The following is a 15,749-nucleotide window of genomic DNA, read 5'->3' as shown; positions in this document are numbered from 1 at the left end:
GAATTTTACCACAATTCATATTATTGTTCACCAGAATTTTCCTTTAGGGACGTAAACTTTTGTATTGACTTTTGTTTTTTGAGAGTTTACAATGATATTGAAAATCATTCTCATTAAACAAAAGAGTTCCCCCTCTTTCAGATAGAGAGAATGGTTCATGATAACCCCCTTTTATTAGATCGTAAAGACAGGCCTGAAGCGGATGCTTCAGGCCTGTCTTTTTCTTGCATTTCATATCATCATGTCGTAAATTGTTAAAGGATGTTTATTTACGGGGAGGGATAAAAGGAAGTGAATCATAAAAATGATAGACGGTTTCGGATCGCCAGCCACGAAGCATTAATTGGTGTTGCACTCGTTCTGATAAATTTTTTATGGTGGTATGGATTTGCTTTTGGACTCGGTGGGCAGCCTGTATCAGATTACGATTGGATCTTTGGGATGCCGGCATGGTTCTTCTATAGCTGTATCATGGGTTTTCTTCTTATGGTGTTTTTAGTGATTGTTGTCGTGAAATACCTTCTGACTGATATTCCTTTTGGCGACGAGGAGGATGATCATGAATAGTATGGCTATGATTCCCTTATTTGCCTTTTTGATTTTGATTTTTTTAGTGGGGATTTATACGGCTAGAACCGTTAGCAGATCAGATTCCTTTGTACAGGAATATTTCCTCGGGAGCCGACAACTCGGAGGATTTATCCTCGCGATGACGATGATCGCTACATACGGTAGTGCCAGCAGCTTCATCGGTGGTCCGGGTGCTGCTTATACATATGGGTTATCGTGGGTGCTGCTTGCCATGAGCCAGGTTGTGACAGGATATTTTGTACTTCTTATACTCGGTAAAAAGTTTGCCATCATGTCAAGGAAGTATAAAGCCGTTACATTGATCGATTATTTACAGGGACGATACAGAAGCAATAAGATAACGGTCCTGTCGGCCATCAGTATCATCTTGTTTTTATTCTCAGCAATGATTGCCCAGTGGGTAGGAGGGGCACGTTTAATTGAATCATTAACGGGATTAAGCTACCAAGCCGCTCTGTTCCTGTTTGCCATATCCGTCCTGGTTTATGTTACGATCGGCGGTTTCCGCGCGGTTGCCATCACAGATGCGATCCAGGGAGTTGTCATGCTTGGAGGGACCTTGATCCTCCTAGTTGCTACCATCATGGCAGGTGGTGGCATGGAAAAGATTATGATGGAATTGCAGGCTGAAAATCCTAATTTACTAAGTCCTCATGGGCCGAACGGTGAACTGAGCGCAAGATACATTTCGTCCTTCTGGATCTTGGTTGGAGTGGGAGTCGTTGGACTTCCCCAAGTAGCCGTAAGGGCCATGAGCTATAAAAATTCCCGTTCCCTGCACAGGGCTCTAATTATCGGCACGATTGTCGTAGGTTCGATCATGCTTGGGATGCATCTCATCGGTGTTCTTGCAAGAGTGGTCCTGCCGGGGATCGAAGTGGCGGACAAAGTCATGCCTCTCCTTGCTTTGGAGGTACTCCCCCCGTGGCTTGCGGGGATTGTACTGGCGGCTCCTATGGCAGCCATCATGTCGACGGTGGATTCGTTGCTGTTGATTGTATCATCAGCTATCGTTAAAGATGTTTATATGAATTTCATCAATAAGGATGCAAAAGAGAAACAGATCAAGACGATCAGCTTTTGGGTGACGAGTATAACAGGTATACTGGTTTTCCTGATGGCATTAAGCCCGCCTGAATTGATTATCTGGCTTAATTTATTTTCTTTCGGTGGCCTTGAAGCAGTCTTTATATGGCCAATCGTACTCGGGCTGTACTGGAAAAAGGGGAATAGTGCTGGTGCGCTTGCTTCCATGGTTTCAGGACTGATGGCATATATTTTATTTCATAGCTTTGCACCGAACTATCTGGATATGAATACGGTCATCTTTCCAATTATCATCTCCTTCTTCATGTATGTATTGGTTTCCCTGATTACTCAATCGAAACACCGGATGGATGGGTTTAATTAATCTGTGATTCCATGATGATAACCATTGTTTGAACCAATTAGCACAAGATGGAATAGAATATTTATTAAATGGTTGACATCGTGAGAAAAAGCGATTAGTATAATAAACAATTAATTAAATGAGCGAATGGCTTTGACGAAGAGGAGTACCTATAATCGACACTGCAGAGAGCTGGTGGTTGGTGTGAACCAGTGTGATCGGTCTTAGGGAATGGACTTCCGAGCTTCCAAACCGAAACCTTACGGGAGTAGGCTTTGGCGAATGTCTTATCGTTACAAAAGACGCGTATTAGAGCATTCTGCTCCGATACGATTGAGTGGACTGTAATAGCAGTCAACAAAGGTGGCACCACGGGTATCCCGTCCTTTCTTTTTTAAAAAAGGATTAGGATAGGGATGCCCTTTTTTTATAATTTCATAATGATAAATCGTTGAATAAGAGGAGTACATTCAAGTGATGCATAACAGGGAGTTAAGGACAGTGAGACCTTAGCATGATAGCTTGTCTGGAATGGACTTATGAGAGATGATCTGAAGGAAGTAGGGTCATACGGATTTCCACCGTTAAAAGGATAGAGTATCGGGTGATCAACCCCGTACTTGAATCAAGAGGGGATGTATGTTATATCCCAATAGAGGTGGCACCGCGGTCAGCATCGTCCTCTATGAGCAGATTTTCTGTTCATAGGGGACTTTTTTTATGGGCTTTTTAAGAGATAAAAGCGAATTGGAGGATTATTAATGATGAAGCATCAAGATTTGAACTATGTCGTGAAAGAATTGAATGGTGATATGTACACACCTATATCACTCTTCCAATCCTTAAAGGGGAAAAAGAAATTTTTATTGGAGAGTTCGCTGAAACATGAACAATCCGGACGCTACTCTTTTGTGGGTAGCGATCCGTTCTTGGAATGTAAGGCATATGGAAATACCGTACAGATTATAAAAACGTCTACCGATCAATTAGAGGAGCGAATAGGGGACCCCATTGAGATGATTCAAACCCTTATTCCCCACTATCATTTAGAAGAAGCACCCTTTCCTTTCACAGGTGGGGGGATTGGATATTTTGGGTATGATGTGATCAGGCATTACGAGGAAATCGGAATCACCCCCGATGACGAATTGAAGATGCCGGACATTCATCTAATGTTCTACGAAAAGGTCATCGTCTTCGATCATCTTGAGCATAAAGTATACATCATCGTCATGAATGAATGGACAGAAGAAATGGATGTGGATCTTCAGGAGAAAGTGAAAGAAACCGAAGACGAGCTGACAAATGTGTATTTGGACACAAACAAAGAAAAACTGGACCGTCTTTCCTTTCATGCCCGAACGTCAAAAGATGAATACATGGAGAGAGTGGAAAGAGCGAAACAGTCGATACAGGAAGGAGAAATCTTTCAAGTGGTGCTTTCTCAAAGACTGCAGGCATCCTTTTCCGGAGATCCTTTTACATTCTATAGAGGCTTAAGGCAATCAAATCCGTCACCATATATGTTCTTCATCGACTTTGAAGAGTACGTCGTATTGGGGGCATCTCCAGAAAGCATGCTGAAGGTACAGGGCAGTCAGATCACAACCAATCCCATTGCCGGTACAAGGCGCAGGGGGAATACAGCTGAAGAAGATGGAAAGCTTGAGAGGGAGCTGCTGGCGGATGAAAAGGAAATGGCTGAGCATCGAATGCTTGTAGACTTAGGCAGGAATGACCTGGGAAGAATTTGTGAGATCGGATCCATCCGGTTAACCAAATACTTAACCATTGAGAGGTACAAATATGTGATGCACATCGTTTCAGAGGTGAAGGGTAAATTGAAGGAAGATATGCCCCCCCTTGAAGCATTAACAGGCTGTTTACCTGCAGGAACAGTGAGCGGGGCACCGAAGATCAGGGCAATGCAGATCATCAATGAACTTGAAACGACGAAACGTGGAGTATACTCTGGTGCGGTCGGATATATCGGGGTTAACGGCAATCTGGACTTTGCCCTGGCGATCCGCACAATGGTCGTCAAAGATGGCGTTGCCAATGTTCAAGCAGGGGCAGGCATCGTGTATGATTCAGATCCGGAATGTGAGTATGAAGAAACGCTGAATAAAGCGAAATCATTATTGGAGGTGACGGGATGATTCTACTCATTGATAACTATGATTCGTTTACCTATAACCTATATCAATATATTGAAGAACTTGGTGAAAGGGTAGTGGTCAGACGGAATGATACGATTTCGTTGGAAGAAATAAAAAAACTGAATCCTTCAGGGATCATCCTTTCCCCTGGACCCGGGAAGCCTGAAAACGCGGGTATTTGCACCTCGATTATACAGAATCTTCACGCTAGTGTGCCGATTCTCGGTGTTTGTCTCGGTCATCAGGCAATCGGTGCAGCCTTTGGGGCAACCATTGAAGTAGCAGAAAAGGTCATGCATGGAAAGACCTCACTTATCAAACATAGTGGTGAAGGGATATTTGAATATTTGCAACAACCGTTGGAAGTGATGAGGTACCATTCACTGGTCATCAAAAAAGGGACTCTGCCAGAACCACTGGAGACGGTTGCCCTTTCCATGGATGACGGGGAAATCATGGCCATCAAGCATATGAGATTTCCTTTGTTTGGGGTTCAATTCCATCCAGAGTCCATCGGGACGAAAACAGGAAAGAAAATCATTCAAAACTTTTTAGACGAGATGAGAAAGGGGAATAACCGTGAAAAGCTATCTACAAAAGCTGTCTGATGGTCATTCATTAGAACGAGATGAGATGAGAGGAGCCGTTCAGGAATTATTCAAGGAAGACACGACCGAGAGTCAAATAGCATGTTTCTTGACCCTTTTGAAAATGAAGGGGGAAACGGTGGGGGAAATGACAGCCCTGGTTGAAGTGCTTCGAGAGAAAGCATTGCCCGTAACCAGCACAGTAAAGGGTGTATTGGATAACTGCGGGACAGGTGGGGATGGATCTCAGAGCTTTAATATCAGTACAACAAGCGCATTCGTATTGGCAGGAGCCGGCGTCAAAGTCGCAAAGCACGGAAATAGGAGCATATCAAGCAAGACGGGTAGTGCAGATGTATTAGAACATCTGGGCATCTCATTGGATTTCGGGGCAGATGAAGTGGAAAATCTCCTGAATGAAACCAATATCGCATTCCTCTATGCCCCCCATATCCATTCGGGACTGAAAAAAATCATGAAGGTCCGGAAAGAATTGAAAATCCCGACCATCTTTAATCTGATTGGTCCATTAACGAATCCTGTTCAATTGCAAACACAGCTGGTCGGGGTGTACAGAAGAGATAGGCTTGAAACGATGGCAAATGTTTTACATGAATTGGGAAGAAAGCGGGCAATCGTCCTGAATGGGGCGGACTATATGGACGAAGCGTCACTTGCAGGTGAAAATCATCTTGTCCTTTTGGAGAATGGTGAAATCAGCTCTTTTACATTATCTGGGGACGAGGTCGGGCTCCCATCTTATACTCTTGAAGAGATAAAGGGAGGAGATGCAAGGGACAATGCCCGCATCTTACAGGACGTTCTACAAGGAAAAGAAGGAGCCTATACGGATACGGTCCTATTCAACGCAGGAATCGCTTTAGTCGCCCATGGTAAAGCTTCGACCTTCGCAGAAGGTGTAAAGCTGGCTAGGGAAAGTATAGGAAGCGGACGGGCAAATGAAGCGCTATCATCCCTTATACACTATAGCCGACAACGAAGAAAGCAGGTGATTTGAATGACAACCATTTTAGAAACCATCATTGAAAAGAAGAAAGAAGAAGTGAAGGAGTTAAAACAATCCGGATATACTACCTTTCAGTATCAAGGCACCCACAACAATTCGTTATACGAAACTCTTAAATCTGCTTCGTCCCTACAGGTGATAGCAGAAATCAAACGGGCTTCTCCATCTAAAGGAGATATTCGAACCGAAGTGGATCCGGTGACACAAGCCGCTATCTATGCAGAAGCTGGAGCATGCGCCATTTCTGTTCTGACGGATACACCATTTTTCAAAGGGAGGATGGAGGATCTTGCAAATGTTAGAAGAGCCGTATCGATCCCGATTCTGTGTAAGGACTTTATCATCGATGAAATCCAGATCGATCGTGCAAGGGATGCAGGGGCGAATGTGATTCTGTTAATTGTGGCCGCCTTGGATTCCTTCAGGTTGAGAGAGTTATTTTCTTATGCCTCAAGTCTAGGACTGGAGGCTCTTGTAGAAGTTCATAATGAGGAGGAAATGATGAAAGCTCTGGAACTTGGTGCTACTATAATCGGAGTGAATAATCGTAACCTGAAAACCTTTGAAGTGGGTCTTCACATTACTGAAACTCTGGCATCGATGGTGAAGGGCAGGGAAGTCGTGCTCATAAGTGAAAGTGGGATCAGGGATGAGGCGGATTCAAGGAGAGTGAAAGATGCAGGGGCACAAGGGGTCCTCGTCGGGGAAACGTTAATGAGGAGTAAAGATCCCGCAGCTACCCTCTCCGCTCTCAAGGTTGAAAAAGGTGAGATGAAATGACGAAAGTCAAAGTGTGCGGCATCAGAAGACAGGTAGAAGCTGAGTGGGCATTAAATGCGGGAGCTGATGCCATAGGGTTTGTGTTTGCCGAGAGTGAAAGGAAAGTCGATGTTGAGAAAGCCGCACAGATCAGCAAATCTCTTCCTCCAGATCTATTGAAGATCGGTGTGTTTGTAAATGAATCAAAAGAAAGACTGGAAGAGATCTTTCATCTTGTGCAGCTCGATTATGTTCAGCTCCACGGGGATGAATCAGTGGAATTCTGTGAAACTCTCAATATTCCTTTTATCAAGGCGATCTCGGTGAAGGAAAGAAATGATATAGAAGGTATCGAGGAATTTCCGGGAGAGATGGTTTTGTTGGATAGCGGAAAGGGACCCCATCGTGGTGGCAATGGCACCACATTCAATTGGGATTATGCACATTCCATCAACATTCATCAGCAGCTGATTCTTGCAGGGGGATTAAATCCGGACAATGTCAGGGAAGCCATCACAAAGGTCCGTCCCTATATGGTGGATGTCTCGAGTGGGGTTGAGACGGATGGAGAGAAGGACCGGTTAAAGATGGAGGCATTTATAAGGGAAGCAAAGTCGGTGCTTGTATAAAATGAAAACAGTGAATGGAGGAAGAAGAATGTTATATGCACAACCAGATCATAAAGGCCTATTCGGTCAATTCGGAGGAAGGTTCGTTCCTGAGTCATTGATGAAAGCCGTTCAGGAACTCGAGGCCGCTTACGATGAAGCAATCAATGATGTACGTTTTCAAGAAAGGCTCGAAAGTTACTTAAAGGACTATGTAGGAAGGGAGAATCCTCTCTACTTTGCAGAAAACCTCACCAGGCAGATAGGGGGAGCCAAAATCTATCTGAAGCGGGAAGATCTGAATCACACAGGTGCCCATAAAATCAACAACACGATCGGGCAGGCACTCCTTGCTGAACGAATGGGGAAAAGAAAAGTCGTAGCAGAAACAGGAGCAGGTCAACATGGGGTAGCAACCGCCACCGTATGTGCCCTATTAAACCTTGATTGTGTCATTTTCATGGGTGCGGAAGATATCCGAAGGCAGAAGCTGAATGTATTCAGGATGGAGTTGCTCGGAGCAAAGGTAATCAGCGTCACCCAGGGAAGTGCCACATTGAAGGATGCCGTGAATGAAGCGCTCCGTTACTGGGTTGCCAATGTTGAAGACACTCACTATATAATGGGGTCCGTTTTAGGTCCACACCCATTTCCGAAGATGGTCCGGGACTTCCAAAGTATCATTGGAAAAGAAACGAAGAAACAATTTTTTGAGAAAGAAAAATGTCTTCCAAATGCCATTGTGGCATGTGTCGGAGGAGGAAGCAATGCCATCGGAATGTTCCACCCGTTTATTGAAGACAAAGAAGTGGACTTATACGGTGTCGAGGCAGCCGGAAGTGGTATTGAAACAGAGAAGCATGCTGCCACTTTAACGAAAGGCTCAGTGGGAATCCTTCATGGAAGCATGATGTATCTCCTTCAGAATGAAGAAGGGCAGGTTCAGGAAGCCCATTCCATTTCTGCAGGTCTTGACTACCCTGGTGTAGGACCTGAGCACAGCTATTTAAAAGAGATTGACAGAGTCCGTTATGCATCTATATCTGACAGCGAAGCGCTGGAAGCATTTAAACAATTATCACAGACGGAAGGAATCATTCCTGCACTCGAAAGCTCCCATGCCGTTGCCTATGCAGTGAAATTGGCAAAAGGCATGACAAAGGATCAATCAATCGTCATATGTCTATCCGGGAGAGGAGATAAAGATGTTGAACAAGTAAAAGAGTTATTGGGAGGTAGTCAGCATGGGTAAATTATTTCTGGAAAGCAAACTTGAAGCTGAATTAAAGCGGGGGAATAAGCTGTTCATTCCCTATATAATGGCGGGAGATGGTGGCATAGACACATTGATAACAACTTTAAAGAAACTTGAAGAAGGTGGTGCGACGGCCATTGAAGTTGGGATTCCGTTCTCTGATCCCGTTGCCGATGGACCGACGATTCAAGAAGCTGGTAAAAGAGCATTGGAGAAGGGGACCACACTTCGAGACGTTTTCGATGTATTGACTCAAGGAAGAAAAGAAGTTGGAATTCCCCTGATATTTATGACGTATATCAATCCGATTTACAAATATGGTGTAGAACGCTTCTTCGACGATTGTAAAGAAGCTGGTGTGGATGGAGTGATCATTCCTGATCTGCCACTGGAGCATTACGATTTGGTTAAGCAGCCTTCGAAGGAAAAAGAAATAGCCATCATCCAATTGGCAACCCTCACCAGCCCTTTGGAAAGAGTGAAGGAATTAGCCTCTGTGACAGAAGGGTTCCTCTATGCCGTCACGATTAATGGAATCACCGGAACAAGAGACGGGTTTGCCGAGAATATATCCCGTCATTTAAACAAGCTTAAGAGCAACAGTCCGGTGCCGGTTCTGGCGGGATTTGGGATATCGAGCCCCGATCATGTCCGCAGCATGAGTGAAAGCTGTGATGGGGTAGTGGTCGGAAGTAAAATTATAGACCTTATTCAAAAAGACTCATTTGATGAAATCAGGGAGTTAATCGGAGCATCAAAGACAGGAGCATTTCACTCGTGAATTCATACAGAAACAGCCGATCCTTATAGGGTCGGCTGTTTCCTTAACATGATGAATTATTTTACACCTTTTATGGAGACAGTCAGTGCAGGACTTACATCTTTATAGGATAGAGATATATTTTTAAAGCCGGTTTCCTGTAGAGCCTGTGAAATTTCTTCACCATAGCGTCGAGTCTTGCTGTCCCGCTCTTCATCTCCCCGGGGCTGAACGGTAATGAGGAGGGTGCCACCGGTTTTAAGCATCTTGTATAAATGGCTGAGTGCCTGCTTCTGATCATTCCATAATGGGTAATTATTAACGGAAAAGATTCGATCGTATTGAGCATCGTTTAAGTCGAATTGACTGATATCCTGAACAAACAGGCGAACCCTGCCTTTCTCTATAGCTTTCTGATTCTTGTTTTCAGCCGCTCCTTTCATTGTTTCTGAAAGATCGACCCCGTCCACAAAGGTATCAGGGAATCGAGTGGAAATGCGCTTAATACAATATCCCGGCCCATATCCGATTTCAAGAACGCGATCGCCATTTTCGATGGACAGTTGTTTGATGGACCAGTTGTTGATCTTCCGATTGTCAAACTCCATTACTTTCCCCACAAACCAGCCCAGGATTCCTTTCGGGCGTTTAAATTGTTTCTGTAGCGTAAACAACAGGGCATCACCTCATTTCCTTTATTTTAAAATGAACGTTCTATTTTTCGATTTTCCACGAAACCTTTGAAGTAAAACCTTTACTGAAATGTTGCGATTCTTTGGAAAAGTGGCATAATATAATCAAATCTAATTTGCGTTGAGGAGTTGAGTACATAGTGAAAGCCCTTATCAGAGAGCAAAGGAGGATGAAATGAAGATTGTCATTGTATCCGACACCCATATGCCTAGGAAAGGAAGAAGCTTGCCTGACCCTCTTCAAAAAGACCTAACGGATAGTGACCTCATCATACATGGGGGTGATTTTCAGACCCTCGATGTGTTTGAGGCATTTAAGAGGTACGGGGAACTGATTGCTGTTAGTGGAAATGTTGATAATGTAGAACTTCAATCCCTGCTTCCAAAAAGAATGATCATTGAGAAGAAAGGCCTGAAGATCGGCATTGTGCACGGGGACGGAAAGGGGAAAACAACTGAAAAAAGGGCTCTGGAAGCCTTTGACGATGTTGATGTGGATGTAATCATCTTCGGTCACTCCCACATACCCTATTCCCGCTTTATGAAAGGAGTCCTTTTATTCAACCCAGGCTCTCCCACGGATAAACGGAAGCTACCATATTATTCCCACGGTGTATTGACAATCGAAGACACCTGGAAGATCGAGCATATATTTTATAAATAAAAAAGGGCTGGGACAAAAGTGTTTACTAAAAGAAAATCCGGACGATCATTCTAAATCGTTCGGATTTATCGTTGGTTGTTTACGTGTATACTGTGGCTGTTGGATATAGTGAGTAGTGAGTTGATTTCCGCTCCAGGTGCCCGCTTTCCGCGGGGGTGGCGGTGAGCCTCCTCGGGCTTTGCCCTCCGGGGTCTCACCTGTCCAGCGTTTCCCGCAGGAGTCGAGCACCTTCCGCTCCAATCAACTTTCCAAGTGTAGTGTTTCACTATAACATTGTAGTGTCCACCATTATACAACAACCCTTTTTCTATTAGTTGCAGTGACAGCTTCCTGTTAGTAATACAAATATTCTTTCTTACATGGTGTAAATAACCCATTCTGTTAAGCTACACCCCTAATGATCGAACAATGGAAAACAATAGTCTGTGTATGAATAACTACCTTGGTGAAACTGGCCTATTGCTAAAGCATATTCAGTGTAAATAGCAGGATCTAGCTTTTGATTGGAGTGCAAGACGAAGACTCCTACGGGAAAAGCGGAATAGGTAAGACCCCGCAGGAGCGACAGCGACGAGGAGGCTTGCCTTCCGCCCGAGGAAAGCGAAGTCTTGCATGGAAATCAAAAGCGGTGTCACAAGTGATTCTAACTAATTTATTGTTGTTCGTCTTTAGAGGAAATAGATTTAGTTATGTCATAGCTTCTTTCTTCATTATTTAATGGGATATTGATAATACTCTTGACTATAGAAGGTTTGAAATCCGCTTGATTCATATAGATTCAGAGCCTTGCTGTTCGTCGCAGCCACATCCAGGTAAATATCATCGGTCCACTTGGATTCCTGCATCACGACCTGTGACAATGCTTTTCTTCCGATTCCCTTTCCTTGAAAAGATGGGAAGACGGCAAACCCATAAATAAAACTTTTTTTGTTCGCACGTTGAACCCTTATCTTACCAACCACTTTTTCATCTTGGATGATCATAAGATTTCCTTCCCTGGACTCTTCGAATAGCCTCTTGGTATAGGATTCAGCATCACTTCTGACAACCCCGAAACAGGTTTCATCCAGGTCGATGATGGTATCAATATCATGTGCATCCGCCGTTTTTATACCGACAGAATGGTCGATGACTAACTCTTTCTTATTCCATTTCATTTCATACTCAGTGAAATCATACGCAGCACCAGTATGCGATATAAACCCTTTACCAGACGTCGATGATCCCGGAATATTGAGTAAGAGCTTATTGACCGTCCGGGGTTTTAAAGATTGGAGTGCTTTTTGAAACAGTTCTTGAAACAGGTGCTGACGACGAAAATCAGGATGGATCATCCCACATATTTCGTACGAATCGCCAAATCCGTAAATTCCTAAAAATCCGATCAGACGATCCTCGTTATAAAGAAGGAAATCATCTTGATCGTGCTTTCTTTTTTTTAGCATTTCCCAGTTTAATTTTAAGTTTATCTCTTCAAAATTCTCGCAGACATTCTGAAGATCTTTTATATCTTGAAGTTGTTTAGAAGTAAGCATTCATTATCCCCCTTTTCCCAAAAGAGAAAGAATTTTCTTACTTGATTTTATTTTATGAGCATTATTTATACAAGAGAATTTTGATCTTTCATTGAAAAAAGAGGTTGGGACCAATGAGTTTAGTTAAAAGAAAATCCGAACGATTATTCGAAATCGTTCGGATTTATTATTTAGCTGTTTACGTAAATACTGTTGGTTTTGTATGTAGTGAGTAGTGGTTGATTTCCGCTCCAGTTGCTCGCTTTCCGCGGGGCTGGCGGTGAGCCTCCTCGGGCAAAAGCCCTGCGGGGTCTCACCTGTCCAGCGTTTCCCGCAGGAGTCGAGCAACTTCCACTCCAATCAACTTTGCAAGCGTAAGTGTTTCACTATTCCATGGTAGAGTCCCCAATTGCATACACCAACTCTGATTCTATTAGTACCAATGATCAATTACCGTTACTTATACAAATTCTCTTTCTTACCTGATGTGAAAGACTCATATGCTCGGAATGATCGAACAACCGAAAACTATAAGTCTTTGTATGAATAACAACCATGGTAAAACGGGACTGTTAAAATTTTTCTAAAGTTTATACACTGTAAAGAGCAGGATCTAGCTTTTGATTGTAGTGCAAGACGAAGACTCCTACGGGAAAATCAAAAGCGGTGTAATAAGTGATTCTACATAATTTTTTGATTGTTCGTCTTTAGAGAAGAAGGATTTAGATATGTCCCAGTCTCTCCATATCATTCCTTATCCTGTATACGCTGAATCACTTCATGAAGTTCATCAGGCTTAAGGAATTCAAGTGGGGAAAATCCTTTTTCAAACATGACGGACTCGCTTTCAATCATCAGGACATATCGACCGTTCACTTTCGCCAAGTGAATGCTGTCTCCAAAATCTGAAAGAAGGGCTTTTACCGAAACATGGTCAAGCTTCACTTTCAGTTCCACTTCAGGGGATTGCTCGATAATTTGTGAAGTGGCTTCCACCACCTGTTCCGTCGTGAATCGTTCCTGCAGTTCTCGCTTTGGGCTGATGGCCCATTCTTCTACGGCTTCTTCAAATTCCACCCGTTCGTCACTTTCTTCAGCATATGTTTCTGAAATATGTTCTTTTACCATTCCGTACACTTGGGATTTCACGATTTCGGGCATGGACTTTTCATATTCCACCCATTTCAGGAAATCTTCAAAGTATCTGGCGTGTGATGCTTGATGAATTTTGATTTCCGCAGAATCCATCATTCCTTCTTCAGGCATATAGGGATATTGGATGGATTTCATGTTTTTCGTCGTGATCGCCATTTCTACATTATGAATCAGGGTTGCTTCATCCGTAATGGTGGCGACCTTTGGTTCGAAATCACATTTCATTATGAATAAAAAGGGATCATCAAAAAATTTGGTGAGTTTTGCGGTGGCTACTAGAAATGCCCCACCTCGAATAGCACTCGCTTCTATGTACATTTGAACAATTTGATCACATGCTTCACGAAAATCTTCTTTACTTTCAGCATAACGGGTTCGATGAAATAAATTGTAGTTTGGATTCGATGTAAGCTCATGACCTGGTTCTACAACAAAGCGGCCAATTTTAGTGGGAGCGGACTCTGACTTGGAGTGTCTGTCCACCTTTCGCTTGACGATCTTCGTCAGTTCACCGTCCAGAAAGCTTTTGAGGGGGCTTTCCTCATACTCACCCCCGGTCAAGGTTTGAAAGTGCTTATGTCGTTTATCTGCTTCTTCGCCTTTTCCTTCTACCTGGATTAAATAAAATGAAAGATGCTGTATGGTAAAATCCATGATTTGTTCTCCTGACCTGATTAGATTCGATTTCTTTTAATTTCACATTCATTGTTACAGTATAGAAAAGCACAAAAGGTTCGTCAATTGACTTATGAAAGGGGAGTATTGAGAGATACTATTTATTAGCTTGATAAAACGTAAGGTGGTGAGCTTGGTGAGTAATGAATCACTTTTCACATTAGTGAAAAAAGGAAATAAATCTTCGTTCTTTGCGATGGTGGGGAATGGCATCCTTGCAATCGCAAAGGGGGCGGCATTCTTTATCAGTGGAAGTGGGGCAATGTTTGCCTCTGCCATGCACTCGTTAGCCGATACTGTCAATCAAGGGTTTGTGTTTATTGGCAGTGTTCTTTCAGAGAAGAAGCCGACAGAAAAGTTCCCGACAGGTTTTGGGCGTGTCATCAATCTGTTTTGCATGATTGCGGTCATCGTTGTTTCGGTCATGGCTTATGAAACGATTCGTGAGGGGTTTCATCTACTCAAACATCCCGCTGAAGTCAAAGGGATATGGATAAATGTATCCGTGTTACTCTTGAACATCCTCATTGATGGAACGATCCTCTTTAAAGTGATGAAGGAAATCAGTCAGGAAGCCCGCGTGGAGAGCAGGGGTGCTGGGATTGTGACCGGTGCGTTCAAGCATGTAAAACGGGCAGCGCCCCCAACAAGACTTGTGTTTTATGAAGATTTAGTGGCTGTATCCGGTGCCATTCTTGCTTTGACAGCGGTTCTTGTATCTTATTTCTCTCCGTTTCAACTATTGGATGGGATTGTGACCATAATGATCGGATTCCTGATGGTGGGGGTTGCCTTCAGGGTCGGGTATGACAATATGGTTGGTCTGATAGGGGTTGCTGCACCAAAGGAAGTAGAGGACCGGATTGCTTCTGCCATCTTTGAACATGAGGCAGTCATCGATATCTTTAAGATGAGGATCACACAGGAGGGTCGTTATTACCACGTTGAATCATATCTTGAATTGAAAAAGGGGTTACCCCTATCAGAAGCGGATGATATTAAGTTTGCCATACAGGATCAATTAATAGCGGATCCCGATATAGCTGATGTTACATTAGGAATCATAGAAGACAATGGTATTCAGGAGTGGAAAGGGACTGATATACCCGAAATTCCATAGTGATCATCCGGCTGATGATTTCAGCCGGATGATGTAGATTAATTTTGAATGAATTTTTCAAACACAAACCCAAAATCTTTAAGGGTTAATTCTTTCTTCTTGTCCGACAGCCAATTGAAGGCATATTGATTGACCTCTTTAAACTGCTCAACAACATTTACGCCATCTGTCTTTACTTGTCCCAATGTTGAGGAGGCAAGTTGGAGGCTTTCATTGGCAAAACCGGAATAAATACTATTGTCAGTAGTGATTTCACCAATTTTTATAAGGGACTTATATAGATCTTTCACTTCTGCTAAATGTTTTTTATGAACATCGATGGAGTAGATTTCCGAACCGATCTTAAACTTGATTTCGACATCCAGATCTACTGTTCCCGCCGTTTCAAGTAGGACATTCGAAAGGTGATACTTGTAATAATCCAAGCGGCGGAGCACCCGTTTCTTGCTTGCTGCACTCGTCCCATCAAGGTGAATGAGAGCTTTGTTTGTAAAGCAGTATTCATCGGACTTGGATTTGATTAGGAAGTAAATCTTCTCTCCATCTTCATGCATAATGTAATCATCTGAATCGGCTTTATCATAATCCTGGGGCTTTATGACTGTGCCGATATCACTTAAACCTAATACGTCTGAAGCAACTTTTCCAAACATGCTTTCAAATCCTTTCGATTTTGATTGTTTTCTTTCTTACCATGAGATAAGACTTCATTAGTATATCATAGATTAATAGAAGGTAAGGGAATTACTGGAAGATTCTAATTTAAAGCTTATGGTTTGGGTGATGCATTCCG

15 protein-coding genes and 2 other annotated features are annotated in these 15,749 nt (G+C 43.1%); of the genes, 11 read left to right on the top strand and 4 right to left on the bottom strand.

Annotation, left to right across the window (positions count from 1 at the left end; genetic code table 11):
- Positions 1–291: 291 nt before the first annotated feature.
- The 9 genes from AC0VXY_RS12405 (at position 292) to trpA (ending at position 9,157) form a co-directional block, all read left to right on the top strand.
- Positions 292–567, top strand: a complete 276-nt coding sequence (locus AC0VXY_RS12405; protein WP_435990452.1) for a YhdT family protein — start codon at positions 292–294, stop codon at positions 565–567.
- A complete protein-coding gene (gene panF, locus AC0VXY_RS12400; protein WP_475525427.1) occupies positions 560–2,002 on the top strand; it encodes a sodium/pantothenate symporter in 1,443 nt (480 codons plus the stop codon). The genes AC0VXY_RS12405 and panF overlap by 8 nt, the downstream gene beginning before the upstream one ends.
- Positions 2,003–2,125: 123 nt before the next feature.
- Positions 2,126–2,372: a binding site (T-box leader), on the top strand.
- A gap of 51 nt (positions 2,373–2,423) precedes the next feature.
- Positions 2,424–2,668, top strand: a binding site (T-box leader).
- Positions 2,669–2,742: 74 nt separating this feature from the next.
- Positions 2,743–4,140, top strand: coding sequence for an anthranilate synthase component I (gene trpE, locus AC0VXY_RS12395; protein WP_475525426.1), 1,398 nt, complete (start codon positions 2,743–2,745; stop codon positions 4,138–4,140).
- On the top strand, positions 4,137–4,748 hold the full coding sequence (locus tag AC0VXY_RS12390) for an anthranilate synthase component II (RefSeq protein ID WP_435990455.1): 612 nt from the start codon (positions 4,137–4,139) through the stop codon (positions 4,746–4,748). Before trpE ends, AC0VXY_RS12390 begins: the two co-directional genes overlap by 4 nt.
- Positions 4,720–5,745 (top strand): anthranilate phosphoribosyltransferase, encoded by a 1,026-nt coding sequence (gene trpD, locus AC0VXY_RS12385; protein WP_435990456.1) that lies wholly within the window; start codon positions 4,720–4,722, stop codon positions 5,743–5,745. Before AC0VXY_RS12390 ends, trpD begins: the two co-directional genes overlap by 29 nt.
- Complete coding sequence (trpC, locus tag AC0VXY_RS12380; RefSeq protein ID WP_475525425.1) at positions 5,746–6,534, top strand: indole-3-glycerol phosphate synthase TrpC; 789 nt, start codon at positions 5,746–5,748, stop codon at positions 6,532–6,534.
- Complete coding sequence (locus AC0VXY_RS12375) at positions 6,531–7,142, top strand: phosphoribosylanthranilate isomerase (protein ID WP_435990458.1); 612 nt, start codon at positions 6,531–6,533, stop codon at positions 7,140–7,142. Before trpC ends, AC0VXY_RS12375 begins: the two co-directional genes overlap by 4 nt.
- A gap of 28 nt (positions 7,143–7,170) precedes the next feature.
- Positions 7,171–8,373 (top strand): tryptophan synthase subunit beta, encoded by a 1,203-nt coding sequence (trpB, locus tag AC0VXY_RS12370; protein WP_475525424.1) that lies wholly within the window; start codon positions 7,171–7,173, stop codon positions 8,371–8,373.
- A complete protein-coding gene (gene trpA, locus AC0VXY_RS12365; RefSeq protein WP_475525423.1) occupies positions 8,366–9,157 on the top strand; it encodes a tryptophan synthase subunit alpha in 792 nt (263 codons plus the stop codon). The genes trpB and trpA overlap by 8 nt, the downstream gene beginning before the upstream one ends.
- A gap of 56 nt (positions 9,158–9,213) precedes the next feature.
- Here trpA and AC0VXY_RS12360 read toward each other — a convergent pair whose 3' ends face one another.
- Positions 9,214–9,810 carry a class I SAM-dependent DNA methyltransferase gene (locus tag AC0VXY_RS12360; protein ID WP_475525422.1) on the bottom strand — a complete coding sequence of 199 codons (597 nt, stop codon included), beginning with the start codon at positions 9,808–9,810 and terminating at the stop codon, positions 9,214–9,216.
- Between the two features lie 193 nt (positions 9,811–10,003).
- On the opposite strand from AC0VXY_RS12360, the gene AC0VXY_RS12355 reads away from it, so the two are divergent.
- Positions 10,004–10,492, top strand: coding sequence for a metallophosphoesterase family protein (locus tag AC0VXY_RS12355; RefSeq protein WP_475525421.1), 489 nt, complete (start codon positions 10,004–10,006; stop codon positions 10,490–10,492).
- Positions 10,493–11,202: 710 nt separating this feature from the next.
- Here AC0VXY_RS12355 and AC0VXY_RS12350 read toward each other — a convergent pair.
- Together AC0VXY_RS12350 and AC0VXY_RS12345 are read right to left on the bottom strand one after the other, a co-directional pair.
- On the bottom strand, positions 11,203–12,027 hold the full coding sequence (locus AC0VXY_RS12350; RefSeq protein ID WP_475525420.1) for a GNAT family N-acetyltransferase: 825 nt from the start codon (positions 12,025–12,027) through the stop codon (positions 11,203–11,205).
- Between the two features lie 726 nt (positions 12,028–12,753).
- Positions 12,754–13,815, bottom strand: coding sequence for a DUF3900 domain-containing protein (locus AC0VXY_RS12345; protein ID WP_475525419.1), 1,062 nt, complete (start codon positions 13,813–13,815; stop codon positions 12,754–12,756).
- 157 nt (positions 13,816–13,972) lie between these two features.
- Here AC0VXY_RS12345 and AC0VXY_RS12340 point away from each other — a divergent pair, with 157 nt between their 5' ends.
- Positions 13,973–14,956, top strand: coding sequence for a cation diffusion facilitator family transporter (locus AC0VXY_RS12340; RefSeq protein WP_475525418.1), 984 nt, complete (start codon positions 13,973–13,975; stop codon positions 14,954–14,956).
- Between the two features lie 38 nt (positions 14,957–14,994).
- On the opposite strand, the gene AC0VXY_RS12335 is transcribed toward AC0VXY_RS12340, so the two are convergent.
- The gene (locus AC0VXY_RS12335; RefSeq protein ID WP_435990466.1) at positions 14,995–15,609 is read right to left on the bottom strand and encodes a PH domain-containing protein; all 615 of its coding nucleotides are present in this window, start codon (positions 15,607–15,609) and stop codon (positions 14,995–14,997) included.
- Positions 15,610–15,749: the final 140 nt, after the last annotated feature.

It is taken from the genome of Rossellomorea sp. QJM3NY_18 (assembly GCF_056173145.1).
The sequence above is the reverse complement of the archived record's forward strand: the minus strand, read 5'-3'. Positions and strand labels throughout refer to the sequence as shown.